Origin of the sequence: Thalassobaculum fulvum (genome assembly GCF_014652915.1) — a bacterium.
GTDB classification, from domain to species: domain Bacteria; phylum Pseudomonadota; class Alphaproteobacteria; order Thalassobaculales; family Thalassobaculaceae; genus Thalassobaculum_A; species Thalassobaculum_A fulvum.
Genome location: NZ_BMZS01000001.1, coordinates 214,732 through 241,483, shown reverse-complemented (window position 1 = coordinate 241,483; position 26,752 = coordinate 214,732). Strand labels below are relative to the sequence as shown.

Genomic DNA, 26,752 nt, shown 5'->3' with positions numbered 1-26,752 from the left:
CGACCGAACGGCGACCACGATGGGCATCACCGCGATCATCGACTACGGCTCCGGCAACCTCAGGTCGGCCGCCAACGCCTTCGAGCGAGCGGCGCGCGAGTCCGGCGCGCATACCGGGATCGTCGTCACCGACGACCCCGGAATCGTGCGCACCGCCGACCGCATCGTGCTGCCCGGCGTCGGCGCGTTCGCCGACTGCCGGCGCGGCCTGTTCGCGGTCGACGGCATGGTCGACGCGCTGGCCGCCCGGGTGATCGGCGACGGCGTGCCGTTCATCGGCATCTGCGTCGGCATGCAGCTGATGGCGGCGGCCGGCTACGAGCACGTCACCTCCGAGGGCCTCGGCTGGATCGACGGCGACGTCGAGATCGTCCGGCCGGCCCCCGAGGCCGACGGCCGGCCGCGCAAGATCCCGCACATGGGCTGGAACGACCTGAGCCTGGAGCCGGCCGGCCGGGCACACCCGGTGCTGGCCGGGATCGCCGACGGCGACCACGCCTACTTCGTGCACTCCTACGCCATGACCCTGCGCGACCCGGCGCAGCGGCTCGCCACCATCGACTACGGCGGGCCGGTGACCGCGATCGTCGGACGCGACAACCTGATCGGCACGCAGTTCCACCCCGAGAAGAGCCAGGCCACCGGATTGCGACTGATCGCCAACTTCCTCGGATGGAGGCCATGAAGGACGGGAACGAGAACGCGCCGTCGGAGGCCACGCCGGAAACCGCCAGTGCCGAGCCGGCGAACAAGCACCCGGCCCTGACCGGCGACCTGCCGCTGCCGACGCCGCCGGTGCCGACGGTCGAAATGGTCGAGGCGCTCAACAGCAACGACCTGCACGATCTGTGCGACGCCGCCGAGGCCGCGATCATCGACGGCGGCGGGTTCGGCTGGCTGAAGCCGCCGCCGCGCCACACCCTCGAGGCCTACTGGAAGGGCGTCCTGCTGATCCCCGAGCGGATGCTGTTCGTGGCCCGGCTGGACGGCGTGATCGCCGGCTCCTGCCAGATCCAGAAGCCGCCGCGCAACAACGAGGCCCAGGGCTTCGCCTGCAACCTGACCACCAACTTCCTGGCCCCGTGGTCGCGCGGCCACGGCCTGGCGCGCCAGCTCATCGAGATCGCCGAACAGCATGCGCGCGCCGCCGGGTTCCGGGTGCTGAACCTGGACGTGCGCGAGACCCAGCGCGCCGCGATCCGGCTGTACGAGACCCTCGGCTACGTCAAGTTCGGCGAGCACCCGTTCTACGCCTTCGCCGGCGACCGCTACGTGCGCGGTTACTTCTACTACAAGGAGCTTCTGCCGCTGCGCCCGGTCGCGACGGCCCCGAAGCCGGAGGAGCAGCCGTGATCCTGTATCCCGCGATCGACCTGAAGGGCGGCCAGTGCGTGCGGCTGCTGCGCGGCGAGATGGACGCCGCCACGGTCTACAACGACGACCCGGCGGCGCAGGCCCGGGCGTTCCGCGACGCCGGCTGCGCCTGGGTCCACGTGGTCGACCTGGACGGCGCGTTCGCCGGCCGGCCGGTCAACGGCGACGCGGTGCGCGCGATCCTCGGCGCGGTCGACGTCCCGGTCCAGCTCGGCGGCGGCATCCGCGACAGGGCCGGGATCGATCGTTGGCTGGAGGCCGGGGTGGCGCGGGTGGTGCTCGGCACCGTCGCGCTGCGCGACCCCGACCTGGTGATCGCCGCCTGCCGGGCGCATCCGGGCCGGATCGCCGTCGGCATCGACGCCCGCGGCGGCAAGGTCGCGGTCGAGGGCTGGGCCGAGACCGCCGAGATCACCGCCACCGACCTGGCGCTGAAGTTCGAGGACGCCGGGGTCGCCGCCATCGTGTTCACCGACATCGACCGCGACGGCGCCCTGCAGGGTCCGAACCTGGACGCCACCGGCGCCCTGGCGCGCCGGCTGTCGACCCCGGTGATCGCCTCGGGCGGGGTGTCGAGCCTGGACGACCTCAAGGCGATCGCCACGCTGGCCGGCGACGGGGTGGCCGGCGCCATCGTCGGCCGGGCGCTGTACGACGGCCGGGTCGACCCGGCCGAGGCGGCGCGGGTTCTGGCGGAGGCCGCCTGATGCTGAAGATCCGGGTGATCCCCTGCCTCGACGTCAAGGACGGCCGGGTGGTCAAGGGCGTCAACTTCGTCGACCTGGTGGACGCCGGCGACCCGGTCGAGCAGGCGGCGCTGTACGACGCCGAGGGCGCCGACGAGCTGTGCTTCCTGGACATCACCGCCAGCCACGAGGACCGGGCCACGATCTTCGACGTGGTCGCCCGCACCGCCGCGCGCTGCTTCATGCCGCTGACCGTCGGCGGCGGGGTGCGCACGGTCGACGACATCCGCAAGCTGCTGCTGGCCGGCGCCGACAAGGTGTCGATCAACACCGCGGCGGTGAAGAACCCCGAATTCGTGCGCGAGGCGGCGATCAAGTTCGGCAGCCAGTGCATCACCGTGGCGGTCGACGCCAAGCAGACCGCACCCGGCCGGTTCGAGATCTTCACCCATGGCGGCCGCGAGCCGACCGGCATCGACGCGATAGCCTGGTCGCAGCGCATGGCCGAGTATGGGGCCGGCGAGATCCTGCTGACCTCGATGGACCGGGACGGCACCAAGCAGGGCTTCGACCTGCCGCTGACCCGGGCGATCTCGGACGCCGTGCCGGTGCCGGTGATCGCCTCCGGCGGCGTCGGCACGCTGGAGCATCTGGTCGAGGGCGTGCGCGACGGCCACGCCAGCGCGGTGCTGGCCGCCTCGATCTTCCACTTCGGTACGTTCCGGATCTCCGAGGCCAAGGCCGCCCTGGCCGCCGCCGGCGTCCCGGTTCGGGGAGACCGCTGATGGCCGGCGGAAGCAACGCGGGCGCGAGCGACAGCCACGTCCTGGACCGGCTGGCCGCCACCGTGGCGGCCCGCCGCGGCGCCGACCCGTCGACCAGCTACACCGCCAAGCTGCTGGCCGCCGGCCCGGCGAAGGCCGCCCAGAAGCTGGGCGAAGAGGCGGTCGAGACGGTGATCGAGGCGGTGCGCGGCGATCCGGCCAAGCTGGCGGCCGAGAGCGCCGACCTGCTGTATCACCTGACCGTGCTGTGGGCGGCCGCCGGCGTCGAGCCCGCGACGGTCTGGGCCGAGCTGGAGCGGCGCGAGGGCACCTCCGGGCTCGCCGAGAAGGCGGCGCGCAAGACCCAAGGGTAGCAGTCGCAAGGGAAAGGGAACTGAGGCATGGCCTACGATCCGAACAACATCTTCGCCCGGATCCTGCGCGGCGAGATCCCCAACAAGACGGTCTATGAGGACGAGCACGCGCTCGCCTTCCACGACATCAACCCGCAGACCCCGACCCACGTGCTGGTGATCCCGAAGGGCGCGTACGTCTCGTTCGCCGATTTCTCGGCCAAGGCCAGCGACGCCGAGATCGTCGGTTTCGTGCGCGCCGTCGGCAAGGTGGCGCGCGACCTGGGCGCCGAGGAGCCGGGCTACCGGATCCTGGCGAACAACGGCGCCGACGCCCGCCAGGAGGTCCCGCACCTCCACGTCCACGTGTTCGCCGGCACCGATCTCGGCCGGATGATCAAGCCGGCCGGCAAGTAGGCGATCCGCCAGATCCCGGTCCCGAGACTTCCGGCATTTGAGGGAAATGCCGGAAAGCCTTGATTTCCTTGATTTTTCGGCCGCCTTGTCTGCATACTCCCTAATGAAATGCCCATGATCTCCAGGGATCGTGGGCGCCGGTTGCCTAACCGCTAGATGTCGTGGTTGGGCACGGGACGCGCAAAACGCGCGGGTGGGGACGAGATGAGACCGAGCCAGGATCTCGACTGGGACGTGGCGGAGGCAGTCCGCAAGCACGGCCTCTACCTGAAGCAGTACACCGGCGGCCAGCAGGCGGATTTCCGCCACAAGACCCTGCGCGGCACCATGCTGGCGGCGGCCGACCTGCGCAATGCGCTGTTTGCCGGCGCCGACCTGCGCGGCTCCAACTTCGCCGGCGGCAACCTCGAGCGCGCGCAGTTCTCGACCGCCAAGCTGGAGAAGGCCGACTTCGCCGGCGCCAAGCTGATGCACGCCAACCTGCGCGGCGCCAACCTCAAGGGCGCCAAGCTGATGGCCGCCGACCTGACCGACGCCGATCTGCGGCCCGCCAAGATCGTCGACATGAACCGGTCGATCGAGCAGAACGCCAACCTGTCGAAGGCCGACGTCTCCAGCGCCAGGTTCATGCGCACCAACCTGACCGGCGCCAACATGTCGGCGATCGTCGCCGCCGGTGCCGAGTTCCAGTCGGCGGTGCTGCGCGACGTCAACCTCAGCCGCGCCGACCTGTCGAAGACCTCGTTCAAGGGCAGCGACCTGCGCGGCTCGAACCTGCGCGGCGTGAACTTCGCCGACGCGGTCCTGACCGACACCGACCTGACCGGCTCCGACCTCAGGTCGTGCAACCTCGACGGCGCCGACCTGTCGGGCGCCGACCTGACCGCCTGCCTGATCGCGACGGGCCTCGAGAAGGCCGCCCCCGAGGTCCAGCAGCAGGTGATCGACCACTTCGCCTGGATCAGTTCGGGCGGCAAGAAGGGCGCGCGCGCATCGTTCAAGGGTGTCGACCTGTCGGGCATCGACCTGTCGGGGGCCGACCTGTCGGCCGCCGACTTCGCCGGTGCCAGGCTCGACGGCGCCAACCTGCGGCAATGCTCGCTGCGGTTCGCCGACCTGACCGAGGCCAGCCTGGAGCGGGCCGACCTGTCGCGCAGCGACCTGCGCGGCGCCCGCCTGAAAGCCGCCCGCCTGGACGGCGCCACCCTGACCCATGCCCGGCTGACACCGATGCAGATCCTCAAGCCGTCGACCTTGGAGGTCCAGCGCGAGTGGCCGGCCGACCTGACCGGCGCCTCGCTGATCGGCGTCAAGGCCGACAAGGTCGACTTCGGCGGCGCGGTGCTGCACCGCACGGTATTCGACCACGCCGACCTCAGCCACGCCGGATTCAACGGCGCCGACATGGTGGAGTGCTCCTGGACCGACGCCACCGGCCTCGCCTCGTCGGCGGCCGGTGCCGCGGCCAGCGCGGCGGAGTGATCGGCACCCCGCGCTTCGCGGTCCGGCGGCGATCCCTTCCCGGTTCTCAATGGGTTGTCGCGGTTCCCTGCGATTTTGCTGTAATTTAGCGCGAACTTCGGGCGTGTTTCGTTAAAGTTCTACATTACCTTATGGAATCGCTCTAACCGCCCGTAATACCTCTCGAAATCGAACCGGTCGGCATTCGACTTCGGGATCGCCGGCCAATCCCTTGATTCATCGCGGAACTCGGGCAGACCGGGCGGAAACTGCCCTGGCCGCCCCATAGCCGCGGCGGGATCAGCCGAACGGAGCCGCCGCATGCCCGCCCGCGTCGCCACCGCCGCGTTCCGCGGCATCGAGACCCTCGCGGTCGACGTCCAGGTCCATGTCGGCGGCGGCGGCTGGCCCGGCATCTACGTGGTCGGTCTGCCCGACAAGGCGGTCGGCGAGAGCCGGGAGCGTGTGCACGCCGCCCTGTCGGCCCTCGGCCTGGCGATCCCGCAGAAGCGGATCGTCGTCAACCTGGCCCCGGCCGACCTGCCGAAGGAAGGCAGCCATTTCGACCTGGCGATCGCGCTCGCCATCCTGCAGGCGCTCGGGGCGCTGTCGATGGAGGACCTGGCCGGCCGGGTGGCGATGGGCGAGCTGGCGCTGGACGGCCGCATCACCGCGGTGGCCGGGGTGCTGCCGGCGGCGATCGCCGCTGCGGCGGCCGGCCACCGCGGCCTGATCTGCCCGGAGGCCTGCGGGCCGGAGGCGCGCTGGGCCGACGACCTGGAGGTGATCGCCGCCCCCGACCTGCTGTCGCTGCTGAACCACCTGCGCGGCGTCCAGGTGCTGCCCGAGCCGCCGCGCGCCGGCGCCGGCCCCGAGCCGCGCTACCCCGACCTGCGCGACATCAAGGGCCAGGAGACCGCCAAGCGGGCGCTCGAGGTGACGGCGGCCGGCGGCCACAACCTCCTGATGGTCGGCCCGCCCGGCGCCGGCAAGTCGATGATGGCGGCCCGCCTGCCGGGCCTGCTGCCGGCCCTGACCCCGGCCGAGGCGCTGGAGGCCTCGATGATCCGCTCGGTGGCGGGCGAGCTGAAGGGCGGCCGGATCGACCGCGCCCGGCCGTTCCGCAGCCCGCACCACTCGTCCTCGATGCCGGCGCTGATCGGCGGCGGCACCCGGGCCAAGCCGGGCGAGGTGTCGCTGGCCCACCGGGGCGTGCTGTTCCTGGACGAGCTCGCCGAGTTCCCGCGCCAGGTGCTCGACGCGCTCAGGCAACCCATTGAAACGGGCGAGGCGGTGATCGCCCGCGCCAACCACCACGTCACCTACCCCGCGCGGTTCCAGCTGGTGGCCGCCATGAACCCGTGCCGCTGCGGCCATCTGGCCGACCCGTCGCGCAGCTGCGGGCGGGCGCCGCGCTGCGCCCAGGACTACCAGAGCCGGCTGTCCGGCCCGCTGCTCGACCGCTTCGACCTGACCGTCCAGGTGCCCGCGGTCGCGGCCGCCGACCTCGCGCTGCCGCCGCCGGCCGAGGGCTCGGCCGAGGTCGCCGCCCGGGTCGCCGGCGCCCGCGCGCTGCAGGCCGACCGCTACCGGGCGCTCGACCGGTCCGGCGCCACCCTGACCAACGCCGAGGCCGACGGCGAGGTGCTGGCCGCCGTCGCCGAGCCGGACCCGGCCGGGCTCGACCTGCTGCGGCTGGCCGCCGAGCGCCTGAAACTGTCGGCCCGCGGCTACCACCGGGTGCTGCGGGTCGCCCGCACCCTGGCCGACCTGGACGGATCCGACGGCGTCTCCCGCGTGCACGTCGCCGAGGCGCTGGGCTATCGTGCGGGTACCTGAACCACCGCCGGGCCGACCGACCATGCAGATCCTCCGCGCCGCCGCCCACCGCACCATGCCGTGGAAGAACGGCGGTGGCTCCACGACCGAGATCGCGGTCGCGCCCGACGGCGCCGGTCTCGACGATTTCGACTGGCGGATCAGCATGGCGGTCGTGGCCGCCGACGGGCCGTTCTCGGCATTCCCCGGCGTCGACCGCACGCTCGCCGTCCTGCAGGGCAACGGGCTGGTGCTGCACGGCCTGCCCGGTGGGCCGGTGCGGCTGGAGCGCGGGGCCGCGCCGTTCGCCTTCCCGGCCGACGCGGCGGTGTCGGCGACCCTGCCGGACGGGCCGATCACCGACCTGAACGTGATGACCCGGCGCGGCCGGTTCCGCAGCCGGGTCCGGCGGATCGCCGGGTCGGCGACGCTCGATGCCGGCACCGCCATCGCCTTCGTACTCGCGGACACCCCGTGCCGGGCCGCCGTCGACGTCACCGCGCCGCTCGACCTCGCCCGGCACGACGCGCTGCGGCTCGACCGGGCCGCCGGGCTCCCGGTGACTATCGCCGGCGGCAGTGCCTGGCTGATCGAGCTGCTGCCCGACCAGTGACCCGGCCCCTCCCTTCGACCGCCGTCGAAGCTTTGCACATCAACGACTTGACCGTTCCGGCAGCGCCCGGCGGCAGCGATCCGTGCTATACCCGCCGGCGGGAGAGGCAAGCGGCGGGGAGGACAAGCGCATGGCGGCGACCGAGACCGGCTTCGGCGACCGCCAGGCCGCCCGGCGGCAGCTGGTGAAGCTGGCCGGCACCCTGGTGCTGGTCCTGGTGGTGATCAACGTGATCGCGCTGTACGGGCTCGACCGGATCCGGCGCGAGGCCGAGGCCTACGCCAAGGTCACCGAGCGGCTGATCGAGACCACCGACCTGGCGCGCGAAGCCCAGGTGGCGTTCAAGACCCAGGTCCAGGAATGGAAGAACGTGCTGCTGCGCGGCCACGATCCGAAGGACCTGCTGCGCTACCGCGACGCCTTCCACGGTCAGGAGGGGCTGGTCGAGCAGCGGCTCGGCCAGGTGCGCGAGCGGGTCGCCGAACTCGGCATGGCGACCGATGCGGTCGACGCCGTGCTGGCCCTGCACGCCGACCTGAAGACCCGCTACGCCGCGGCGCTCGACGCCCTCGACCCGGGCAGGCCGGATGCCGCCTGGGAGACCGACCGCTCGGTGCGCGGCATGGACCGGCCGCTGACCGAGGCGTTCGACACCCTGGTCGCCCGGGTCCGCGAGCTCGCCGCCGCCCGCCGGCAGGCGGTCGAGGCCAAGGTCGAGGCCATGACGGCGCTCCAGCGCAACGTGCTGATCGGCGTGCATGCCGCCGGCATCGCGCTGGTGCTGCTGACGCTGGTGCTCGCCCTCAGGGCACTGCGGCGGCGCTGACCGCCGGCCCCGCCATGGAGATCGCCGGAGACATCGCCGCCGGGCTCGGCCTGTTCTTCATCGGCATCCGGCTGATCGGCGGCAATTTGAAGGAGCTGAGCGGCCGCTGGTTCCGGCGGCTGATCGCCCGCGCCACCGGCAACCCGGTGCCGGCGGCCCTGGTCGGCACCCTGTCCGGCGCGGTCACCCAGAGCAGCAGCGCCATCACCTTCATCGTGGTCAGCATGATCTCGGCCGGGCTGCTGAACGCCCGCCGGGCGGTACCGCTGGTGGTGTGGGCCAATGTCGGGACCTCGGTGCTGGTGCTGCTGGCGGTGATCGACCTGCGGCTGCTGGTGATGTACCTGCTGGCCGCCACCGGCCTCGGCTACTTCCTGAACCTCGACCGGGCGCCGCGCTGGCGGCACGCCCTCGGCTCGGCGCTCGGGGTGGCGCTGCTGTTCCTCGGCATCGTGATGGTCAAGGAGAGCGGCGGCCACCTGCGGGCGATCCCGGCGGTCGCCGACATCCTGACATTCGCGGCCGGCTGGCCGCCGCTGGCCTTCATGGTCGGCGCCGGCCTGACCCTGGTGGCCCAGAGCTCGGCGACAGTGTCGGTGGTGGCGGTGACCCTGAGCACCGCCGGCCTGCTGACCGTCGACCAGACCGCGCTGCTGGTGTTCGGCGCCAGCGTCGGCTCCGGCCTCAGCGTCTGGCTGCTGTCGGCCAACCTGACCGGCAGCGGGAGGCAGATCGCCCTGGTCCAGGTCATGGCCAAGATCGCCGGCGTCGGCCTGCTGCTGCCGCTCTACCTCGCCGACCTTGTCTTCGCGATTCCCGGCGGCGATGCCGTGCGGGCGGCGGCGACCGCGGCACCCGACCGGGCGGTGGCGCTGCTGTACCTGGCGCTGCAGCTGGTCGCCGCCCTGGCGATGCTGCCGCTCGCCCGCCCGGCCCTGGCGCTGGCCGCACGGGCGGCGCCGGAGAGCGAGGAGGAGCGGCTGTCGCGGCCGCGCTACCTGTACGACCAGGCGGTCGAGGACCCGGAATCGGCGATCGAGCTGGTGCGGCGCGAGCAGGCCCGGATCTTCGCCCGCCTGCCGCTGCTGCTCGACTCGGTCAGGCCGGACGCGGTCGGGCCGGAGGCCGATTACGGCGCCCTGCTCGACGCCAGCCGCAACCTGGTGGCGCGCTGCGAGGTGTTCCTGACCGAGCTGCTCGACGCCACCACCTCGCGCGAGCTCATGCTGGCGGTGCTGCAGCTCGAGAAGCGCAACCAGCTGCTGGGCGAGCTGGTCGACACCGTCGACCGCCAGCTCTCGGCACCCTATCGCGGCCTCGGCCCAGCGGTACGGGGCTCGGCCGACCGGGACCGGCTGCACGGCCTGCTGGAGGCCCTGGTCGAGAGCCAGCACGCCCTGCTGGTCACGGCGGCCGATGCGCTCGACCACGAGGCCGGACAGGCCGGCGGGGTACCGGCCGAGGACGTGGCCATGCTGCTGTCGCTCAGCGGTGACCGCTCGGAGACCATGGACGCGCTGCGCCGCCGGATCGCCGCCGAGACCAGCCTGACGGCCGAGCAGCACGACACCCTGTACGCCGCCACCGCGCTGTTCGAGCGCACGGTCTGGCTAGCCCGCCGCTACGCCCTGCTGCTGGGGCGCGGGCATGGACCGTCGGACTGAGGCAGCATGCCGGTGGTTTCCGGATCGCCCGCGCCTTGGCGCGGCCGTTCGGAATGACGACAATGGAGGGTGTCTGAGGCGCGAAGGATCGTTGCCCACCCTCTCTTTTCGTCATTCCGGCCGAAGCGACGCAGTCGCACAGAGCCGGAACCCACCCGCCGCTCCACCGCAGGATCTACAGCTTCGCCTCGATGGCGTCCCACAGCATGGCCGGCACGTCGATGCCGTCGAACCGCGACAGCTCCTGGATGCCGGTCGGCGAGGTCACGTTGATCTCGGTCAGGTAGTCGCCGATCACGTCGATGCCGACGAACACCAGGCCGAGCCGCTTCAGCTCCGGGCCGATCGCCTCGCAGATCGCGTGGTCGCGCCGGGTCATCTCGCATTTCACGGCCTTGCCGCCGACATGCATGTTGGAGCGCGCCTCGCCGGCCGCCGGCACCCGGTTGATGGCGCCGACGCCCTTGCCGTCGACCAGGATCACCCGCTTGTCGCCCTGCCGGACCTCCGGCAGGTAGCGCTGCACGATCACCGGCTCGCGGTAGAACTGGGTGAACAGCTCCAGCAGCGCGTTCAGGTTCTCGTCGTCCGGCTTGATGTGGAACACGCCGGCGCCGCCGTTGCCGAACAGCGGCTTGACGATGATGTCCTTGTGCTCGTCGCGGAACGCCCTGATCTCGTCCGGGTCGTGGGCGATCAGCGTCGGCGGCATCAGGCCCTCGAAATGCGTCACGAACAGCTTCTCGGGGGCGTTGCGGACGCTGGCCGGATCGTTCACCACCAGGGTCTTCGGGTGGATGTGCTCCAGCACGTGGGTCGTGGTGATGTAGCTCATGTCGAACGGCGGGTCCTGGCGCAGCAGCACCACGTCCATGGTCGACAGGTCGACCGCCGAGCGCTCGCCCAGGGTGAAGTGGTCGCCCTCGACCCGCCGGACCTCCAGCGGCGCCGCCTTCGCCGTGACCCGGCGGTCCTTGAAGGTCAGGTGGCGCGGCAGGTAGTGGTACAGCCGGTGCCCGCGCTTCTGCGCCTCCAGCGCCAGCGCGAAGCTGCTGTCGCCGTGGATCGACACGGTCTCGATGGGATCCATCTGGATCGCGACCTCGAGGGCCATGGGCGGTCTCCCTGAACTGTGCTCGCCCCGAGCCGGGGCCATCGTTGCGTGAGGCTGGCCGACCATCCATCGCGGCCGGCCGCGGCGCAAGAGGCTTGCACGGTGGCGGCGCGGAACTTGTGTCAGTTGAGCCGGGAACCGATGCCGGCGAGCCGATCCTCCAGCGCCCGCCGGGTCGCCGGATCGCCGTGACCGGCATCCAGCCACTCGCGCAGCACCCCGCTCGCCGCCTTCAGCGCCCCGGTCGCCGCCAGAACCGCGGCCTGTTCGTGAACCAGATCCGGCAGCTCGGGAGCCATCCGCCGCATGCGGTCCAGCACCGCCAGGCCGCCGGCGGTGTCGCCGGCCTGCAGGCGCCGCAGCTTGATGTTGTTCTGCAAGCGCAACAGAACCGCCCGGTCGGGTACCGGCGCCAGGGCGGCCGGCGAAGCCTCGGCCCCGGGGGCGACCCGGCGCAGCAGCTCGCGCAGCGCCTCGGAGCCGAGCGGCTGGCCACCGTTGAACGGGTCGAGCGCCCACTGGCGCGCCTCGCCGGACCGCTCCCCTGCCTCGACCCCGATCAGGAAGTGCGAGGGCACGTTGAGCCCGGCCGCCCGGTGGCCGCGGGCCCGGGCGGCGTGGATGTACAGGATGCCGAGCGCCACCGGCAGGCCGCGCCGGCGCTCGACTACGCGGATCAGGTCGGCGTTCGCGAGGTCGTCGTAGGTCTCGGTATCGCCGGTATAGCCGAGCCGGCCGGCGATCCCGGCGGCCAGGGCGGCGGCCGGCGCGACGCCGCGGGACTCGGCCTCGGCAACCGCCGCGACGGTGGCGTCGAGCGCCTCCAGGCAGGCCCGGGTCTCCGGCGCCGGCAGCCCGGCGGCGGCGCGGTCGAGCACCGCCAGCGCCAGCGCGGTCTCGGCGATCGCCAGCGGCGCGTCGCCGGCCGCCGCCACCGCGTCGAGGGCGGCGCGCGCGGTCTCGGGGCTCACGGACGGACCCTCATCCGGGCTTCGCCACCCGCACGAAGTCGACCACCTGGCGCACGTAGGCGATGTCGCGGGCGGTGCCGAGCACGCGCTGCAGCTCGGCCTCGGTGCGCGCCACGCCCATGATGTAGACGGTCTGGTTGACCACATCGATCGAGTAGTTGATCAGCGAGACCTTGTCGTCGACCAGCAGGCGGGCCCGCAGCTTGGCGGCGATGGTGACGTCACGGCCCTTGTCGGTCAGGCTGGTCTCGTCCGACACCTTCAGCTCGTTGAGCACCTCGCGCACCTCGTCGACCGACCAGGCCAGCTTGGACGCCTGCACCCGGTCGTCCGGCTTCGGGACGACGCCGGTCAGCAGCACCCGGCCCTCCTCGACCTTGAAGGTGACGCTCTGGTACAGGTCGGCATCGGTCCTGAAGAACAGGCCGTTGAGCTCGGCCTTGATGCGGGTGTCGTCGACCGCCGCGGCGAAGCCCTTCTCGGTCTGGGTGGCGGTGGCACCCGCCGCCCCGGCACCGACGGCGACCCCGAGAGGCGTGCAGCCGGCGCTGCCGACGGCGATCGCAACGAGCACTGCGAGAAGCGGGGCCGAGGGTGTGCTGCGCGGCATCGAGGTCTCCTGATCCGGTCGGAAGAGCGGCGAGCGGTTCTCCCTATCTAGGGGTTTCGGCGCCCGCCGTCACCGGCCGGGACGCCAGACGTCGACGAGATGCACCGGCGGCCGCCAGGGCAGCATCGCGACCAGGTCGAACCGCCGGTCGAGGCCGGCCAGGTCGGGCCGTCGCGCCAGGAAGCTCTCCAGCCCGCGCGCCACCCGCAGCCGCTGGCGTGCCGACACCGAGTCGACCGCCGCCGCCAGGCTCGGCCGCGCCTTGACCTCGACCGCGACCACGACGCCGCCGCGCCGCACCACCAGGTCGACCTCGCCGGCCGGGGTCCGGACCCGCCGGGCCAGCACCCGGTAGCCCTTCAGCGTCAGCCAGACCGCCGCCCAGGCCTCGGCCCGCAGGCCGCGCCGTTCGGCCGCCCGGCGGCGCGCCACGCGGTCGTCGCCGGGCGCCGCCGCATTCCCGCCACCGCGTGCGCGTTTACTTGGCCGGCGGGCTCGATTAGCGTCCGTCACCGTCGGCGTCCGTCACCGGGGAACTGATCCATGGGCCATCCGCCGCTCCGTGTCCCGTCGCTCCACCCGCGGTCCATGCGCCGCACCGCCGCCGGCGCCGGGGTCGCGCTGCTGGCACTATGGCTCGCCGCCTGTGCCGGTGGCGAGACCGTAGCGGTGCCGCCGAGCCAGCCGCCGGCCCCGCCGCCGGTCGTCTCGGCGCCGCCACCGGCGCCGCAACCGGTGCCGCCCGCCGGGTCGCTGGAGCTCGGCCGCAGCCTGCCGGACACCGGTCCGGCGCGGCCCGCCGGCCCCCCGATGGTCGCGCTGCTGGTGCCGCTCAGCGGCCGCGCGTCCGGCGTCGGGCTGGCCATGCGCAACGCCGCCGAGCTCGCGCTGTTCGAGATCGCCGACGACGCGTTCGCGCTGTCGGTGCACGACACCGGCTCGACCCCGGACGGCGCCGCCGCGGCCGCCCGCAAGGCCATCGACGGCGGCGCCCGGATGATCATCGGACCCTTGTTCGCCGCCGGCGTCTCGGCGGTCGCGCCGGTCGCCCGACCGGCCGGCGTGCCGGTGCTCGCGTTCTCCAACGACCGATCGGTGGCGGGCGACGGGGTTTGGGTGTTCGGGCTGTTGCCGGGCCAGCAGGTCGAGCGCGTGGTGCTGTACGCCGGCGCCCGCGGCCTGTCGCGCTTCGGCGCCCTGGTGCCGGCCAACGCCTACGGCTCGACCGCGCTGCAGGCGCTGAACGCCGCGGTGGTGCGGACCGGCGGATCGGTGGTCGCCTCGGACAGCTACCCGACCGGCCGCGGCACCGAGAACGGCCCGCTGGTCGAGCGCTTCGCCCGCCGGGTCGGCGCCAGCGAGGAGGGCACGCCCTACATCGACGCCGTGCTGGTGCCGGACGGCGGTGCCGAGATCCGCAACCTGGCGCCGCTGATGGCGTATTACGACATCGACAACACCAAGGTCCGGTATCTCGGCAGCACGCTCTGGAACGACCCCGAGCTCGGCCGCGAGCCGGCGCTTGCCGGCGGCTGGTTCGCCGCCCCGTCGCCGCAGACCCGCCGGGCGTTCGAGCAGCGCTACCGCTCGGTGTTCGGGGCCCCGCCCGCCGGCCTCGCCTCGCTCGCCTACGACGCGGTGTCGCTGGCCGCGGTGCTGGCGCGCCAGCCCGGCGGCCCGGCCTTCGACCGGCAGTCGCTGACCCAGCCGAGCGGCTTCGCCGGGGTCGACGGGCTGTTCCGCCTGATGCCGGACGGCAGCAACCAGCGCGGCCTGGCGGTCCTGACCCTGACCCCGCGCGGGATCGACATCGAGGACCCGGCCCCGACCAGCTTCGAGCCGCTGCTGAACTGAGCGGTCAGCCGTCCGGGGCCGGCTGCGTCTCGGTATCCGGCAGCCAGTCGAGCAGGCCGAGCTTGGCCATCCACAGCACGGCCTGCTCGAACCGGTGGCGTTGCGGCTCGGGGCACTCGGCCAGCAGCTCGCCGACCGTGCGCACCCGGCCGCCGGCGACCAGGTCGAGGATCCGGGCGCACTCCTGGGGCGAGGCCCGCCAGAACGGATACAGGTTGTCGAGTGCGACCCCGGCCGTGCGCTCCAGGTCGGACCGGTCGACACCCGGGCGGACCGCCAGCGGCGTCCGGGACGACAGCACGCCGGTCGCGAACCCGGCGAACGCGCGGAACGGGTCGCCCGCCACCGGGTTGAGGACGCGATCGCCCGGCACCGCCGGCGCCGCGGCGCGGATCGCCGCCAGGTCGTCGACCAGCGCGTTGACCTGGGCCGCGACCACCGGCCAGTCGAACGCCTCGCGAACCCTGGCCCGGCCCGCCTGCCCCATCCGCCGTCGCAGTCCGGGCGACCGGATCAGGGCCGCCAGGGCGTCCGCCGCCCGGCCGACGTGAACCGCGGTCGACTGCGCCACCATCCCGGCATAGCTCTGGTAGGAGTCGATCTGCAGGCCGTGCCGGATCGCCAGGGTCCGGCCGAACCGCCCGGCCGACCCGAGCAGGGTCGGGACCAGGAACCCCTCCTGACCGTCGCGGACGGTGGCGCGGTAGCCGTCCCAATCGCTCACGACCACCGGCAGGCCGGCCGCCATCGCCTCGACCGGGGCGATGCCGAAGGTTTCCTGGACGTTGTCGACCAGCGACAGGAACACGTCCGCCGCCGCCCACAGCTCTGCGACGCCGGCGCGGTCGTTGCCGTCGAGGAAGTGCACCGGCACGGCCGGGGCGTAGGCGCGCGCCGCCTGCTCGTACATCTGGCGGTCCTTCACCGGGTCCGGGAACCAGCCCGCCATCGCGAAGTGGACCCGCGCGCCGGCTGCCCGGGCGGCTTCCTGGACCGCCCGGAACATCGGCTGCGGGAACGCCTTCTCGAAGAACGACAGCCGGCCGACCCACAGCACCAGCACGTCGTCGGGCGCCACGTCGAGTCGCTCGCGGACCGCCGCCCGCACCGCCGGCCGGTCGGCCAGCGCCGCCAGCCTCGCGCCGTCGACCCCGAGCGGGATCAGCGGCAGGTGCGGCCGCGACCACCGGGTCCCGCCGAACCGTTCAGCGATATAGGCGCCCCACTCCTCGAACATCCGCTCCATGGCGCTCCGCACGCTCGGGGAGGTGCAGATCAGGGCGTCCCAGGGCTGGATCGGGCCGACGGCGGCGCCGGCGATCTGGCCGCGCACGCCGGGCGGCGCGATCGTGTGGATCGTCCCGATCAGGCTGTAGGCCCGGTCGCCCAGGGTCTGGCGGCGCAGCCAGGCGAGATCGACGAGGTCGGGGCTGCCGCGCAGCATCGCGCCGGTCTCGGCCAGCCGCTGGACGTCGAGGGCGCTGCCCGGGACCAGGGCGCCGGCCGCGGCGGCGCCGGCCGGCAAGTCCCGGCCCGGCAGATCGTCGGCCAGCAGATCCTCGGCCAACTCGGCCGGGTCCATGGTCGCGTGCGACAGCACGTCGAGCCGCTCGAACCCGCCATACCGGGCGAGCGCCCGGAACAGCCCGACATTCGCCACATGCACGCCGACCAGATTGGCGCCGACGCCGATGCGCGCCCCCGGCCAGTAGACCGCCAGCCGCGATGCCATCCGCCCTCCCCCTTCGATCCTGCAAGCGGTGCCGAGGCTTATCCGCCCCGGCGGGGCAAACGGCAATCCGGTTTCGCGGGATCAGCCCGCCGGCGTCACCCCGCGCAGCAGGCGGTCGGTCACGGCGTCGAGGCGGGTCCGGCCGGCGGCGGTGGCGCGCAGACCCTCGGCGTCGAGCTCGAGGAACCCGCCGCCGGTCAGCAGCTCGATCGTTGCGGGTTCGAACAGGGTTTCCGGGCCGGTCCCGAACAGGGCGTGCCAGCGTTCGCGCGGCACCCCCCCGGCGAGCCGCAGCCCGGTCAGCGTCGCCTCGACCAGCGTCTCGTCGCGAGCCAGCGGCCGGTCGTCGACCAGCGCGTGGCCCTCGCGTTCGACCCGCTCCAGCCACAGCGCCGGGGCCCGGTGCGCCCGGGTCGCGACCTTGCGCCCGCGCTCGGTCAGCCGGCCGTGGGCGCCGGGCCCGACACCGAGGTAGTCGCGATAGCTCCAGTACACCAGGTTGTGCCGGCATTCCTGGCCCGGCCGGGCGTGGTTGGAGACCTCGTAGGCCGGCAGCCCGGCCGCCTCCAGGGTCTCCTGGGTGACGTCCCAGAGCGCCGCCGCGGCGTCCTCGTCCGGCAGCCGGAACGCACCGCGGGCGTGCAGGGAATGGAACGGCGTGGTCGGCTCGATGGTGAGCTGGTAGAGCGACAGGTGGCCGGCGGCGTGCCGCAGGGCGTCGGTCAGCTCGCGGCGCCAGGACTCCGGGCTCTGGTCCGGGCGGGCGTAGATCAGGTCGAAGCTGACCCGCTCGAACCGCTCGCGCGCGGTCGCCACCGCCGCCAGCGCCTCTTCCGCCGAGTGGGCCCGGCCCAGGAATTTCAGGACCGCGTCGTCCAGGGCCTGCACGCCGAGCGACACCCGGTTGACCCCGGCGTCGCGGAACGCCTCCAGCTTGCCGGCCTCGACCGAGGTCGGGTTGGCCTCGAGCGTGACCTCGAGGTCGTTGGACAGCCGGAACAGCCGTCCGACGGCGGCGAGTACCGCCGCCACCGTCTCCGGCGCCATCAGCGACGGCGTGCCGCCGCCGAAGAACACGCTCTCGACCCGGCGCCGGCCGATCCGCGCCGCCTGGCCTTCCAGGTCGCGGACCAGCGCGGCCCGCCAGCGGTCGTGGTCGACCGCCGCGGCGACGTGGCTGTTGAAGTCGCAGTACGGGCACTTGGACAGGCAGAACGGCCAGTGCACGTAGACCCCGATCGGCTCGTCGACGGGAAGCGCGTCGGTGGACACCGGGTCAGCGCGTCCGGCCGCCATCGAAGCACCGTTCCACCAGCTTGGCGAAGGCGTCGGCCCGGTGGCTGACCGAATGTTTCCATTCCGAATCGACCTCGCCGAAGGTAAGGTCGTGGCCGTCGGGCAGGAACATCGGGTCGTAGCCGAAGCCCTTGTCGCCGCGCGGCGGCCAGACGATCCGGCCGTGCACTTCGCCTTCGACGGTCTCGGTGTGGCCGTCCGGCCAGGCCAGGGTGAGCGCGCACACGAAGCGGGCGCCGCGGGCGTCGGAGCCGGAGGCCTGCACCGCCTCCCACACCTTCGCCATGGCGACCCGGAAATCCTTGGACGGCCCGGCCCAGCGCGCCGAGTAGACCCCGGGGTCGCCGCCGAGCGCGTCGACGCAGAACCCGGAATCGTCGGACAGTGCCGGCAGCCCCGACGCCCGGGCGGCCGCCAGCGCCTTCAGCTCGGCGTTGGCGGCGAACGTGGTGCCGGTTTCCTCGGGCTCCGGCAGGCCGCGGTCGCCGGCCGACACGATCTCCAGCCCGAACGGTTCCAGCAGCTCGCGGATCTCACGCACCTTGCCCGGGTTGTGGGAGGCCACCAGCAGGGCCGGGCCGGTGAGCTGGCGGGCCGGCACGCCGGTCACTCGACAGCTGCCTTCTGCAGGACGGTCAGCTCACCGATGCCCTTGCGGGCCAGCTTCAGCAGGGCGTCGAACTCGGATTCCTCGAACGGATCGGTCTCGGCGGTCGCCTGGATCTCGACGATGCCGCCGCGGCCGGTCAGCACGAAGTTGGCGTCGGCCTGGCAGTCGGAGTCCTCGGCATAGTCCAGGTCGAGCACCGGCTCGCCCCGGTACAGGCCGCAGGAGATCGCCGCGACGTGGTCGGTCAGCGGCATCGACTTGACCGCCCCGAACCGGACCAGGGTGGCCAGCGCGTGGTGCAGCGCCACCCAGGACCCGGTGATTGCCGCGGTGCGGGTGCCGCCGTCGGCCTGGATGACGTCGCAGTCGATCCGGATCTGCCGCTCGCCAAGGATCGCGAGATCGGTAACGGCGCGCAACGACCGCCCGATCAGGCGCTGGATCTCCTGGGTCCGGCCGGACTGCTTGCCGCGCGCCGCCTCGCGGTCGGTGCGGGTGTGGGTGGACCGCGGCAGCATGCCGTATTCGGCGGTCACCCAGCCCTTGCCGCCGCCCTTCAGCCACGGCGGCACCCGGTCCTCGATGGTGGCGGTGCACAGCACGTGGGTGTCGCCGAAGCGCGCCAGGCACGAGCCCTCGGCGTGCTTCGCGTACCCCGGCTCCAGCCGGATCGCGCGCAGGGCGTCGACGGCTCGGCCGGACGGGCGACCGTGAAAGGCGCCGGATGGGGTCTGGGTCATGCAGGACTCCTGGGACGGCTCGCAGCGGGGCGGCGGCCGGAACCTAGCGCCGCCCTGGCGGATCGTCCACCCGCCCCTGCCTCGGCACGCCGGTCGTTGACCGGTCCGGAGCCGCTACCTAGATTCTCCGCGCCATGACGAACAGCAACCACGACCGCACCTCGGGCGTCGTCAGCCGGCTGAACGACCGCTCGCGCGAGATCTTCCGGCACATCGTCGACGCCTATGTCGAGACCGGCGAACCGGTCGGGTCGCGCACCCTGTCGCGCCGGCTCGGCATCGTGCTGTCGCCGGCGACGATCCGCAACGTCATGGCCGACCTCGAGGAAGCCGGCCTGCTGTACGCGCCGCACACCTCGGCCGGCCGGCTGCCTACCGACGCCGGGCTGCGAATGTTCGTCGACGGCCTGCTGGAGATCGGCGGCGACATCAGCGCCGACGAGCGCGCCAACATCGACGGCAAGTGCGCCGCCGCCGGCCGCACGGTCGCGGAGATGCTGGAGGAGGCGTCGTCGACCCTGGCTGGGCTGTCGCGCTGCGCCGGGCTGGTGACCTCGCCGAAGTCGGAGGCGCCGCTCAAGCACATCGAGTTCGTGCCGCTCGGCAACCAGCGCGCCCTGGTGGTGATGGTCACCGAGGGCGGGCTGGTCGAGAACCGGATCGTCGAGCTGCCGGCGGGCCTGCCGACCTCGGCCCTGACCGAGGCCAGCAACTACCTGAACTCGCGCCTGAAGGGCCAGCTGCTCGGCGACCTGCGCCGGCAGGTCGAGACCGAGATCGCCCAGCGCCAGGCCGAGCTCGACGAGCTGACCAGCCGGGTCGTGCAGGCCGGGCTGGCGACCCGCGGCGAGGTTCCGCAGGGGCCGGCGCTGATCCTGCGCGGCCAGGCGCAGCTGCTGACCGACGTGTCGGCACTCGAGGACCTGGAGCGGATCCGCAGCCTGTTCGAGACCTTGGAGGAAAAGGAGAGCACCCTGCGGCTGCTCGACTCGACCGGCGAGGCCGAGGGCGTGCAGATCTTCATCGGCGCCGAGAACGCCCTGTTCCGGCACACCGGCTGCTCGATGATCATCGCGCCCTACCACGACCAGCGCCGCACCATCGTCGGCGCCATCGGGGTGATCGGGCCGACCCGGATGAACTACGCGCGGATCATCCCGATGGTCGACTACACCGCCAAGCTGATCGGGCGCCTGCTCGACTGAACGCTTTTCTTGGCGCCGCGCACGTCCTACATACCGGCGGATCAGGACGGACCACGCACTAAAGCGTCGTACACCGGGAATCAGTCAGACCGGGGAACAGTCAGCATGTCGAACGAGACCAACAAGCCCGATCACCAGAGCGAGTCGCCGATCGCCGACGACGCCGGGCTCGACGTCGGCCTCGACGCCGACGGCACCATCGACACCGGCAGCGGGGATCCGCGCGACGCCCGCATCGCCGAGCTCGAGGACCAGGTCGCCCAGCTGCGCGACCAGGCCCTGCGCGCCCTCGCCGAGGCCGAGAACGTCCGCCGCCGGACCGAGCGCGAGAAGGAGCAGACCCGGCTCTACGCCGCCGGCAACCTCGCCAAGGACCTGCTGAACGCGGTCGACAACCTGCGGCGCGCGCTCGACGCCGCCCCGAGCGACCGCGAGGCGCTCGACGACACCGTCAAGAACCTGATCGTCGGCGTCGAGATGACCGAGCGCGAGGTCCTGACCGCGTTCGAGAAGGCCGGCATCAAGAAGCTCGAGCCGCTCGGCGAGCGCTTCGACCCGAACCTCCACCAGGCGATGTTCGAGGTCGAGAACACCGGCAAGCCGGCCGGCACCGTGGTCCAGCTGCTGGCGCCCGGCTACGTGATCCACGACCGGCTGCTGCGCGCCGCCATGGTCGGCGTCGCCAAGGGCGGCCCGGCCCCGGCCGACCACTCGCGGGTCGACACCACCGCCTGATCCGGCCTGCGGCGCGGCGAATCGCCGTGCCATGCCGCTTGCACGCGTCCGGGCGGCAACTATATACCCGCTAGCTCCAGTCATCACCCGATGGGGGCGGCCGATGGTGCCTTAGGGGCCTCCGCCGCCTGCCGAAGAGAGAGGTAGGTTCATGAGCAAGGTTATCGGCATCGACCTCGGCACCACGAACTCGTGCGTCGCCGTCATGGACGGTTCGAATCCGAAGATCATCGAGAACGCCGAAGGCGCGCGCACGACGCCGTCGATGGTCGCCTTCACCGAGGGCGACGAGCGGCTGGTCGGCCAGTCCGCGAAGCGCCAGGCGGTCACCAATCCGGAAAAGACGCTGTTCGCGATCAAGCGCCTGATCGGCCGCCGGTCCGACGACGCCGCCTCCAAGAAGTTCAACGACCTGGTGCCGTACAACGTGGTCGCCGGCGACAACGGCGACGCCTGGGTCGAGGTCGGCGGCCGCAAGTACAGCCCGGCCGAGATCTCCGCGATGATCCTCCAGAAGCTGAAGGAGGATGCCGAGGCCTATCTGGGCGAGAAGGTGACCCAGGCGGTCATCACCGTCCCGGCCTACTTCAACGACGCCCAGCGCCAGGCCACCAAGGACGCCGGCAAGATCGCCGGCCTCGAGGTGCTGCGCATCATCAACGAGCCGACCGCGGCGTCGCTGGCCTACGGCCTCGACAAGAAGCAGTCCGGCACCATCGTGGTGTACGACCTCGGCGGCGGCACCTTCGACGTGTCGGTGCTGGAGATCGGCGACGGCGTGTTCGAGGTGAAGTCGACCAACGGCGACACCTTCCTCGGCGGCGAGGACTTCGACCAGCGCGTCATCGACTACCTGGCCGACGAGTTCAAGAAGGACGCCGGCATCGACCTGCGCAAGGACCGGCTGGCCCTGCAGCGCCTGAAGGAGGCCGCCGAGAAGGCCAAGATCGAGCTGTCGAGCTCGATGCAGACCGAGGTCAACCTGCCGTTCATCACCGCCGACCAGTCCGGCCCGAAGCACCTGAACATCAAGCTGACCCGCTCCAAGCTGGAGGCGCTGGTCGACGACCTGGTGAAGCGCACTGAGGGTCCCTGCAAGGCCGCGTTGAAGGATGCCGGGGTCACCGCCGGCGAGATCGACGAGGTCATCATGGTCGGCGGCATGACCCGCATGCCGAAGATCCTCGAGACCGTTAAGACCTTCTTCGGCAAGGAGCCGCACCGCGGCGTCAACCCGGACGAGGTGGTCGCGGCCGGCGCCGCGATCCAGGCCGGCGTGCTGAAGGGCGAGGTCAAGGACGTCCTGCTGCTCGACGTGACCCCGCTGTCGCTCGGCATCGAAACCCTGGGCGGCGTGTTCACCCGCCTGATCGACCGCAACACCACGATCCCGACCAAGAAGAGCCAGGTGTTCTCGACCGCCGAGGACAACCAGACCGCTGTCACCATCCGGGTGTTCCAGGGCGAGCGCGAGATGGCGGCCGACAACAAGCTGCTCGGCCAGTTCGACCTGGTCGGCATCCCGCCGGCGCCGCGCGGCGTGCCGCAGGTCGAGGTCACCTTCGACATCGACGCCAACGGCATCGTCAACGTGTCGGCCAAGGACAAGGCGACCGGCAAGGAGCAGCAGGTCCGCATCCAGGCGTCCGGCGGCCTGTCCGACGCCGACATCGAGCGGATGGTTCGCGAGGCCGAGGACAACGCCGCCGAGGACAAGAAGCGGCGCGAGCTGGTCGAGGTGAAGAACCAGGCCGACAACGTCCTGCACACCACCGAGAAGACCCTCGCGGAGTTCGGCGACAAGGTCGGCGACAGCGAGCGCAAGGCGATCGAGAACGACGTGGCCGCCCTCAAGGCGGCGGCCGAGGGCGACGACGTCGCCGCCATCCGGTCCAAGATCGACGCCCTGCAGCAGTCGTCGATGAAGCTCGGCGAGGCGATGTACAAGGCGCAGCAGGAGGCGGGTGCCGCCGAGGGCGACGCCGGACCCTCCGGGCAGGCCGGCGGTGCCGAGAGCAAGGGTGCCGACGACGTGGTGGACGCCGACTTCGAGGAAGTCGACGACCAGGACCGCAACAAGTCCGCGTGATACCGGAGAACGCCGTTATGACGGCCGCCCCCGCCCGTCCCCGCTTTCCCGCGGTCGGACGGGCGGGGTTCGCGCGTTGTATTTCCGGACGGTGACGGACCCATGGCGAAGCGTGACTACTACGACGTCCTCGGTGTCTCGCGCGGCGCGTCCAAGGACGAGCTGAAACGCGCCTACCGCAAGCTGGCGATGCAGTTCCACCCGGACCGCAATCCGGGCGACGCCGAGGCCGAGCACAAGTTCAAGGAACTCAACGAGGCCTACGACGTCCTCAAGGACGACGACAAGAAGGCCGCCTACGACCGGTTCGGCCACGCCGCGTTCGAGAACGGCGGCGGCCCGCGCCCCGGCGGTGCCGGATTCGCCGGCGGGTTCGCCGACATCTTCGAGGAGATGTTCGGCGAGTTCATGGGCGGTGCGAGGCGCGGCGCCGGTCCCGGCCGTGGCTCCGACCTGCGCTACAACATGACGATCAGCCTGGAGGACGCGTTCCGCGGCCGCCAGACCGAGATCCGCATCCCGACCTCGGCATCCTGCGAGGTCTGCGACGGCACCGGCGCCGAGAAGGGGTCGAAGCCGATTCCCTGCCCGACCTGCCACGGCGCCGGCAAGGTCCGCGCCCAGCAGGGCTTCTTCACCATCGAACGCACCTGCCCGGCCTGTGGCGGGGTCGGCCAGGTGATCGAGAATCCGTGCAAGGCCTGCACCGGCTCGGGCCGGCAGCGCAAGGACAAGACCCTGTCGGTGAACATCCCGGCCGGCGTCGAGGACGGCACCCGGATCCGGCTGGCCGGTGAGGGCGAGGCCGGCATGCGCGGGGCGCCGCCGGGCGACCTCTACCTGTTCCTGTCGATCGAACCGCACCCGATCTTCCACCGGGAGGGCCCGGACATCCATTGCCGGGTGCCGGTGGCCATGGTCACCGCCGCGCTCGGCGGCCAGATCGAGGTTCCGACCATCGAGGGGTCGCGGGCCCGGGTGGCGGTCCCGGCCGGCACCCAGTCCGGCAAGCAGTTCCGCCTCAAGGGCAAGGGCATGTCGGTGCTGCGCAGCCCGTCGCGCGGCGACATGTATGTCGAGGTTGCGGTCGAGACGCCGATGAACCTGACCAAGCGGCAACGCGAGCTGCTGGAGGAATTCCAGGCCGAGGCCGGCGACGACACCACCAGCCCGCAGAGCCACAGCTTCTTCGACAAGGTCAAGGAGCTGTGGGACGATCTGCGCGATTGAGATCGCCATGTCGCTACTCGGAAAGCCCGGTAGCGCATCGGGTAGTGACACTGTAACCTATTGGTTGGACGACAGGTTTTCGCGTTCGATCGCGGTTACGATGGCGCGGCCTTCATGCTCGAGGAAGTTGATCGCGGCGGCAATGACGGCCTGCGAATAGCGGATCGTGAAGCGCTGTCCCTCGGTCATCGCCTCGGCCGGCAGGCCGCGCAGCCGGCGCTGCTCGCCGCGCAGGCCGGCGATCCGCTCGTCGACCAGCCGGTGCACGTCGTCCATGGTCAGCAGGTGGGCGAAGAACATCCCGGCCAGGAACGGCGAGCGCACGGTCTCGCTGCCGTCGCAGGCGGCCGCCGCGTCGGCCAGCCGCTGCCGGCCGGCCGGCGTGATGCGGAACACCCGCTTCTCCAGCGGCGCGTCCGGCGCCCCGATCACCTCGATCGCGCCCCCGGCCGTCAGCTTGGCCAGCGCCGGGTAGATCGCGCCCAGGCTGGCCTGCCCGAAATGCCGGAACCAGTCCTCCACGGCCTTGCGGATCCCGTAGCCGCTGGTGTCGCCGAAGCTCAGGACTCCGAGGCAGAGCGTGCCCACGTCCATGGCCGGAACCTCGCTCGATCTGATCGCTATATCGGACGAAAAATATCCGTATTCTTAATATCGTGTATCTGCCGCTTGGGCAATCGGGCATCCGGTGGTCGGATCGGTCGGGGCGACGGCCGCCCGCAGAAAGGGAGACAGCGGCATGGCGACGCGGATTGGCGTGTTCGGAGCGAACGGACGCATGGGCCGGATGATCGTGAAGGCGGTCGCCGAGGCCGGGACCGCGGCCCTCGCCGCGGCCGGCGTAAGGCCGGGTAGTGCCGATCTGGGGGTCGATGCCGGCACGCTCGCCGGCCTGCCGCCGCTCGGCCTGGCCACCACCGACCGCAACGCCGAGGTGCTGGCCGCCGACGTGGCGATCGATTTCACCCTGCCGGACGCCACCCTGGCCCATGCCGCCGACGCCGCCGACGCGGGCACGCCGTTCGTCACCGGCACCACCGGCCTGTCGGCCGACCAAGAAGCGGCGCTGGCGGCGATCGCCACCCGGATCCCGGTGGTCTACGCCCCGAACATGAGCGTCGGCGTGAACCTGCTGCTGGCCCTGGTCGAGCGGGTGGCGGCGACGCTCGGCGATCCGTGGGACATCGAGATCGTCGAGATGCACCACAACCGCAAGGTCGACGCGCCGTCCGGGACCGCCGTCGGGCTCGGCCGGGCCGCCGCCCAGGGCCGCGGCCGGCAGTTCGAGGACGTCGCGGTGCTGTCCCGCGAGGGCCACACCGGTCCGCGGGTCGCCGGCCAGATCGGTTTCGCGACCATGCGCGGCGGCGACGTGATCGGCGAGCACACCGTGGTGTTCGCCGGACCGAGCGAGCGCATCGAGCTCGGGCACAGGGCCGGTGGCCGGCACATCTTCGCGAACGGCGCGGTGACCGCGGCGCAGTGGGCGGTCGGCCGCGCCCCGGGCCTCTACAGCATGCGCGACGTGCTCGGGCTGTGAGCGCCGCTCACGGCTCCTCCAGCTCGGCCAGCAGGGTGTCGAGCCGGGAGTCGTCGAGGTCCCGGATCCGCGCCGCGAGACGATTGGCCAGTTCGGTCGCCTTCGGGCTGAGGCCGCCGGTGTCGAGCACGACCCGCGGATCGGAGATCTCGGCCAGCCGGCGCAGTTCCTCGGCCTCGTCCCAGCCGAGATTGAAGTAGCCGTTCACCAGTTCCAGGAACACCGCCCGCGGCACCCCGCGCTTGCCGTGCTCGAGCGCCGACAGGTAGGCGGCCGAGACCCCGAGGGCGGCGGCCATCTCGCCGAGCGTGACGCCGCGGGCGGCGCGCAGGGCCCGCAGCTTCTCGCCGAGCGGGGTCATTCCGGCCCGGGATCGTCGCGGCGCCGGCGCAGCAGCACGTACCAGGCGCCGGCGCCGCCGTCCTGCGGCTGGGCCGGCGCGTACGCCAGCACCCGGTCCTTGTTGGGATGGTCGCCGAGCCAGCCCGGCAGGGCCCGGCGGATCACCCCGATCTCGCGCTCCTCGGAGCCCCAGTCCGAACGCGGCCAGTCCGGACGCTGCCAGTCCGGACGTTGCCGGTCCGGACGGCCCTTGCCGGTGATCACCAGCACGCAGCGCCGCCCCAGCGCCGCCTGCCGGGCCAGAAACGCGTTCAGCCCGGCATGGGCGCGCTCGCGGCTGAGGCCGTGCAGGTCGATCCGCGCCTCGATCGGGAACTGGCCGCGCTTCAGGCGCAGCTGGCTGCGCCGGTCGATGCCGGGTGCGGCGCCGTGGGCGTGGGCCTGGAGGGCGGCCGGCGGCGGCGCCGTCGGGGCTGGCGACGGTGGCGGCGGCGGGGGATCGGCCGGGATCCGGCCGCGCTTGCGGGCGGAAGCCTTCGCCGGCGGCGGCGTCTCGGCGGCGGCCGGTTCGGGCTCGGCCTCGACCGCCGCAACCCGGCGTCCGCGCCGCCGGAGCTTCAGCGGTTCCGCATCCGAAACGACACGGCCGAACAGCTCGAGCTCGTCCGGGCTGGGGCGTCGCCGGGTCATGCCCGCTGCCGCCCGACG

Annotated in this window: 28 protein-coding genes; 17 read left to right on the top strand and 11 right to left on the bottom strand. The window is 72.4% G+C overall.

Annotated elements, in window-relative coordinates; translation table 11 throughout:
* Positions 1–19: 19 nt before the first annotated feature.
* The 11 genes from hisH (at position 20) to IE246_RS01075 (ending at position 9,976) form a co-directional block, all read left to right on the top strand.
* Entirely contained in the window at positions 20–685 is a 666-nt protein-coding gene (gene hisH / locus IE246_RS01125) for an imidazole glycerol phosphate synthase subunit HisH (RefSeq protein WP_189987063.1), read from the top strand.
* Positions 682–1,353, top strand: a complete 672-nt coding sequence (locus IE246_RS01120) for a GNAT family N-acetyltransferase (RefSeq protein WP_308434470.1) — start codon at positions 682–684, stop codon at positions 1,351–1,353. The genes hisH and IE246_RS01120 overlap by 4 nt, the downstream gene beginning before the upstream one ends.
* Positions 1,350–2,081, top strand: a complete 732-nt coding sequence (hisA, locus tag IE246_RS01115) for a 1-(5-phosphoribosyl)-5-[(5-phosphoribosylamino)methylideneamino]imidazole-4-carboxamide isomerase (RefSeq protein WP_189987062.1) — start codon at positions 1,350–1,352, stop codon at positions 2,079–2,081. Before IE246_RS01120 ends, hisA begins: the two co-directional genes overlap by 4 nt.
* Positions 2,081–2,845 (top strand): imidazole glycerol phosphate synthase subunit HisF, encoded by a 765-nt coding sequence (hisF, locus tag IE246_RS01110; protein ID WP_189987061.1) that lies wholly within the window; start codon positions 2,081–2,083, stop codon positions 2,843–2,845. Before hisA ends, hisF begins: the two co-directional genes overlap by 1 nt.
* Positions 2,845–3,198 (top strand): phosphoribosyl-ATP diphosphatase, encoded by a 354-nt coding sequence (locus IE246_RS01105; RefSeq protein ID WP_189987060.1) that lies wholly within the window; start codon positions 2,845–2,847, stop codon positions 3,196–3,198. The genes hisF and IE246_RS01105 overlap by 1 nt, the downstream gene beginning before the upstream one ends.
* 27 nt (positions 3,199–3,225) lie before the next feature.
* A complete protein-coding gene (locus tag IE246_RS01100; protein WP_189987059.1) occupies positions 3,226–3,594 on the top strand; it encodes a histidine triad nucleotide-binding protein in 369 nt (122 codons plus the stop codon).
* Positions 3,595–3,798: 204 nt separating this feature from the next.
* A complete protein-coding gene (locus tag IE246_RS01095; RefSeq protein ID WP_189987058.1) occupies positions 3,799–5,076 on the top strand; it encodes a pentapeptide repeat-containing protein in 1,278 nt (425 codons plus the stop codon).
* A gap of 300 nt (positions 5,077–5,376) precedes the next feature.
* Positions 5,377–6,894 (top strand): YifB family Mg chelatase-like AAA ATPase, encoded by a 1,518-nt coding sequence (locus IE246_RS01090; protein ID WP_189987057.1) that lies wholly within the window; start codon positions 5,377–5,379, stop codon positions 6,892–6,894.
* Between the two features lie 22 nt (positions 6,895–6,916).
* The gene (locus IE246_RS01085; protein WP_189987056.1) at positions 6,917–7,486 is read left to right on the top strand and encodes a HutD/Ves family protein; all 570 of its coding nucleotides are present in this window, start codon (positions 6,917–6,919) and stop codon (positions 7,484–7,486) included.
* 130 nt (positions 7,487–7,616) lie between these two features.
* On the top strand, positions 7,617–8,312 hold the full coding sequence (locus tag IE246_RS01080) for a hypothetical protein (RefSeq protein ID WP_189987055.1): 696 nt from the start codon (positions 7,617–7,619) through the stop codon (positions 8,310–8,312).
* Between the two features lie 14 nt (positions 8,313–8,326).
* The gene (locus IE246_RS01075; RefSeq protein WP_189987054.1) at positions 8,327–9,976 is read left to right on the top strand and encodes a Na/Pi symporter; all 1,650 of its coding nucleotides are present in this window, start codon (positions 8,327–8,329) and stop codon (positions 9,974–9,976) included.
* A gap of 175 nt (positions 9,977–10,151) precedes the next feature.
* Here IE246_RS01075 and gshB read toward each other — a convergent pair whose 3' ends face one another.
* The 4 genes from gshB to IE246_RS01055 all read right to left on the bottom strand — a co-directional run bounded on the left by gshB (position 10,152) and on the right by IE246_RS01055 (position 13,103).
* On the bottom strand, positions 10,152–11,090 hold the full coding sequence (gene gshB / locus IE246_RS01070; RefSeq protein ID WP_189987053.1) for a glutathione synthase: 939 nt from the start codon (positions 11,088–11,090) through the stop codon (positions 10,152–10,154).
* 122 nt (positions 11,091–11,212) lie between these two features.
* Positions 11,213–12,061, bottom strand: coding sequence for a transglutaminase family protein (locus IE246_RS01065; protein WP_189987052.1), 849 nt, complete (start codon positions 12,059–12,061; stop codon positions 11,213–11,215).
* A gap of 10 nt (positions 12,062–12,071) precedes the next feature.
* Positions 12,072–12,671, bottom strand: a complete 600-nt coding sequence (locus IE246_RS01060) for a BON domain-containing protein (protein ID WP_189987051.1) — start codon at positions 12,669–12,671, stop codon at positions 12,072–12,074.
* A gap of 69 nt (positions 12,672–12,740) precedes the next feature.
* Positions 12,741–13,103 carry a YraN family protein gene (locus IE246_RS01055; protein WP_229836197.1) on the bottom strand — a complete coding sequence of 121 codons (363 nt, stop codon included), beginning with the start codon at positions 13,101–13,103 and terminating at the stop codon, positions 12,741–12,743.
* Between the two features lie 111 nt (positions 13,104–13,214).
* On the opposite strand from IE246_RS01055, the gene IE246_RS01050 reads away from it, so the two are divergent.
* A complete protein-coding gene (locus IE246_RS01050) occupies positions 13,215–14,525 on the top strand; it encodes a penicillin-binding protein activator (protein WP_229836195.1) in 1,311 nt (436 codons plus the stop codon).
* A 4-nt stretch (positions 14,526–14,529) separates the two neighbouring features.
* On the opposite strand, the gene IE246_RS28090 is transcribed toward IE246_RS01050, so the two are convergent.
* The 4 genes from IE246_RS28090 to rph all read right to left on the bottom strand — a co-directional run bounded on the left by IE246_RS28090 (position 14,530) and on the right by rph (position 18,903).
* A complete protein-coding gene (locus IE246_RS28090; RefSeq protein ID WP_189987048.1) occupies positions 14,530–16,257 on the bottom strand; it encodes a glycosyltransferase family 4 protein in 1,728 nt (575 codons plus the stop codon).
* Between the two features lie 81 nt (positions 16,258–16,338).
* Complete coding sequence (hemW, locus tag IE246_RS01040) at positions 16,339–17,553, bottom strand: radical SAM family heme chaperone HemW (RefSeq protein WP_189987047.1); 1,215 nt, start codon at positions 17,551–17,553, stop codon at positions 16,339–16,341.
* Positions 17,534–18,154, bottom strand: a complete 621-nt coding sequence (gene rdgB / locus IE246_RS01035) for an RdgB/HAM1 family non-canonical purine NTP pyrophosphatase (protein ID WP_229836295.1) — start codon at positions 18,152–18,154, stop codon at positions 17,534–17,536. Before rdgB ends, hemW begins: the two co-directional genes overlap by 20 nt.
* A gap of 5 nt (positions 18,155–18,159) precedes the next feature.
* Positions 18,160–18,903, bottom strand: a complete 744-nt coding sequence (rph, locus tag IE246_RS01030; protein WP_189987045.1) for a ribonuclease PH — start codon at positions 18,901–18,903, stop codon at positions 18,160–18,162.
* Between the two features lie 134 nt (positions 18,904–19,037).
* Here rph and hrcA point away from each other — a divergent pair, with 134 nt between their 5' ends.
* The 4 genes from hrcA to dnaJ all read left to right on the top strand — a co-directional run bounded on the left by hrcA (position 19,038) and on the right by dnaJ (position 24,162).
* Entirely contained in the window at positions 19,038–20,108 is a 1,071-nt protein-coding gene (hrcA, locus tag IE246_RS01025) for a heat-inducible transcriptional repressor HrcA (protein WP_189987044.1), read from the top strand.
* 105 nt (positions 20,109–20,213) lie between these two features.
* Entirely contained in the window at positions 20,214–20,843 is a 630-nt protein-coding gene (gene grpE, locus IE246_RS01020) for a nucleotide exchange factor GrpE (RefSeq protein WP_189987043.1), read from the top strand.
* 151 nt (positions 20,844–20,994) lie between these two features.
* Positions 20,995–22,932 carry a molecular chaperone DnaK gene (dnaK, locus tag IE246_RS01015; RefSeq protein WP_189987042.1) on the top strand — a complete coding sequence of 646 codons (1,938 nt, stop codon included), beginning with the start codon at positions 20,995–20,997 and terminating at the stop codon, positions 22,930–22,932.
* Positions 22,933–23,034: 102 nt separating this feature from the next.
* The gene (gene dnaJ / locus IE246_RS01010; RefSeq protein WP_189987041.1) at positions 23,035–24,162 is read left to right on the top strand and encodes a molecular chaperone DnaJ; all 1,128 of its coding nucleotides are present in this window, start codon (positions 23,035–23,037) and stop codon (positions 24,160–24,162) included.
* A gap of 57 nt (positions 24,163–24,219) precedes the next feature.
* On the opposite strand, the gene IE246_RS01005 is transcribed toward dnaJ, so the two are convergent.
* Complete coding sequence (locus IE246_RS01005) at positions 24,220–24,756, bottom strand: PadR family transcriptional regulator (protein WP_189987040.1); 537 nt, start codon at positions 24,754–24,756, stop codon at positions 24,220–24,222.
* Between the two features lie 145 nt (positions 24,757–24,901).
* On the opposite strand from IE246_RS01005, the gene dapB reads away from it, so the two are divergent.
* Positions 24,902–25,702 carry a 4-hydroxy-tetrahydrodipicolinate reductase gene (gene dapB / locus IE246_RS01000; protein ID WP_189987039.1) on the top strand — a complete coding sequence of 267 codons (801 nt, stop codon included), beginning with the start codon at positions 24,902–24,904 and terminating at the stop codon, positions 25,700–25,702.
* A gap of 7 nt (positions 25,703–25,709) precedes the next feature.
* Here dapB and IE246_RS00995 read toward each other — a convergent pair whose 3' ends face one another.
* Positions 25,710–26,063, bottom strand: coding sequence for a helix-turn-helix domain-containing protein (locus IE246_RS00995; protein ID WP_189987038.1), 354 nt, complete (start codon positions 26,061–26,063; stop codon positions 25,710–25,712).
* The gene (locus IE246_RS00990; protein ID WP_189987037.1) at positions 26,060–26,734 is read right to left on the bottom strand and encodes a Smr/MutS family protein; all 675 of its coding nucleotides are present in this window, start codon (positions 26,732–26,734) and stop codon (positions 26,060–26,062) included. Before IE246_RS00990 ends, IE246_RS00995 begins: the two co-directional genes overlap by 4 nt.
* Positions 26,735–26,752: the final 18 nt, after the last annotated feature.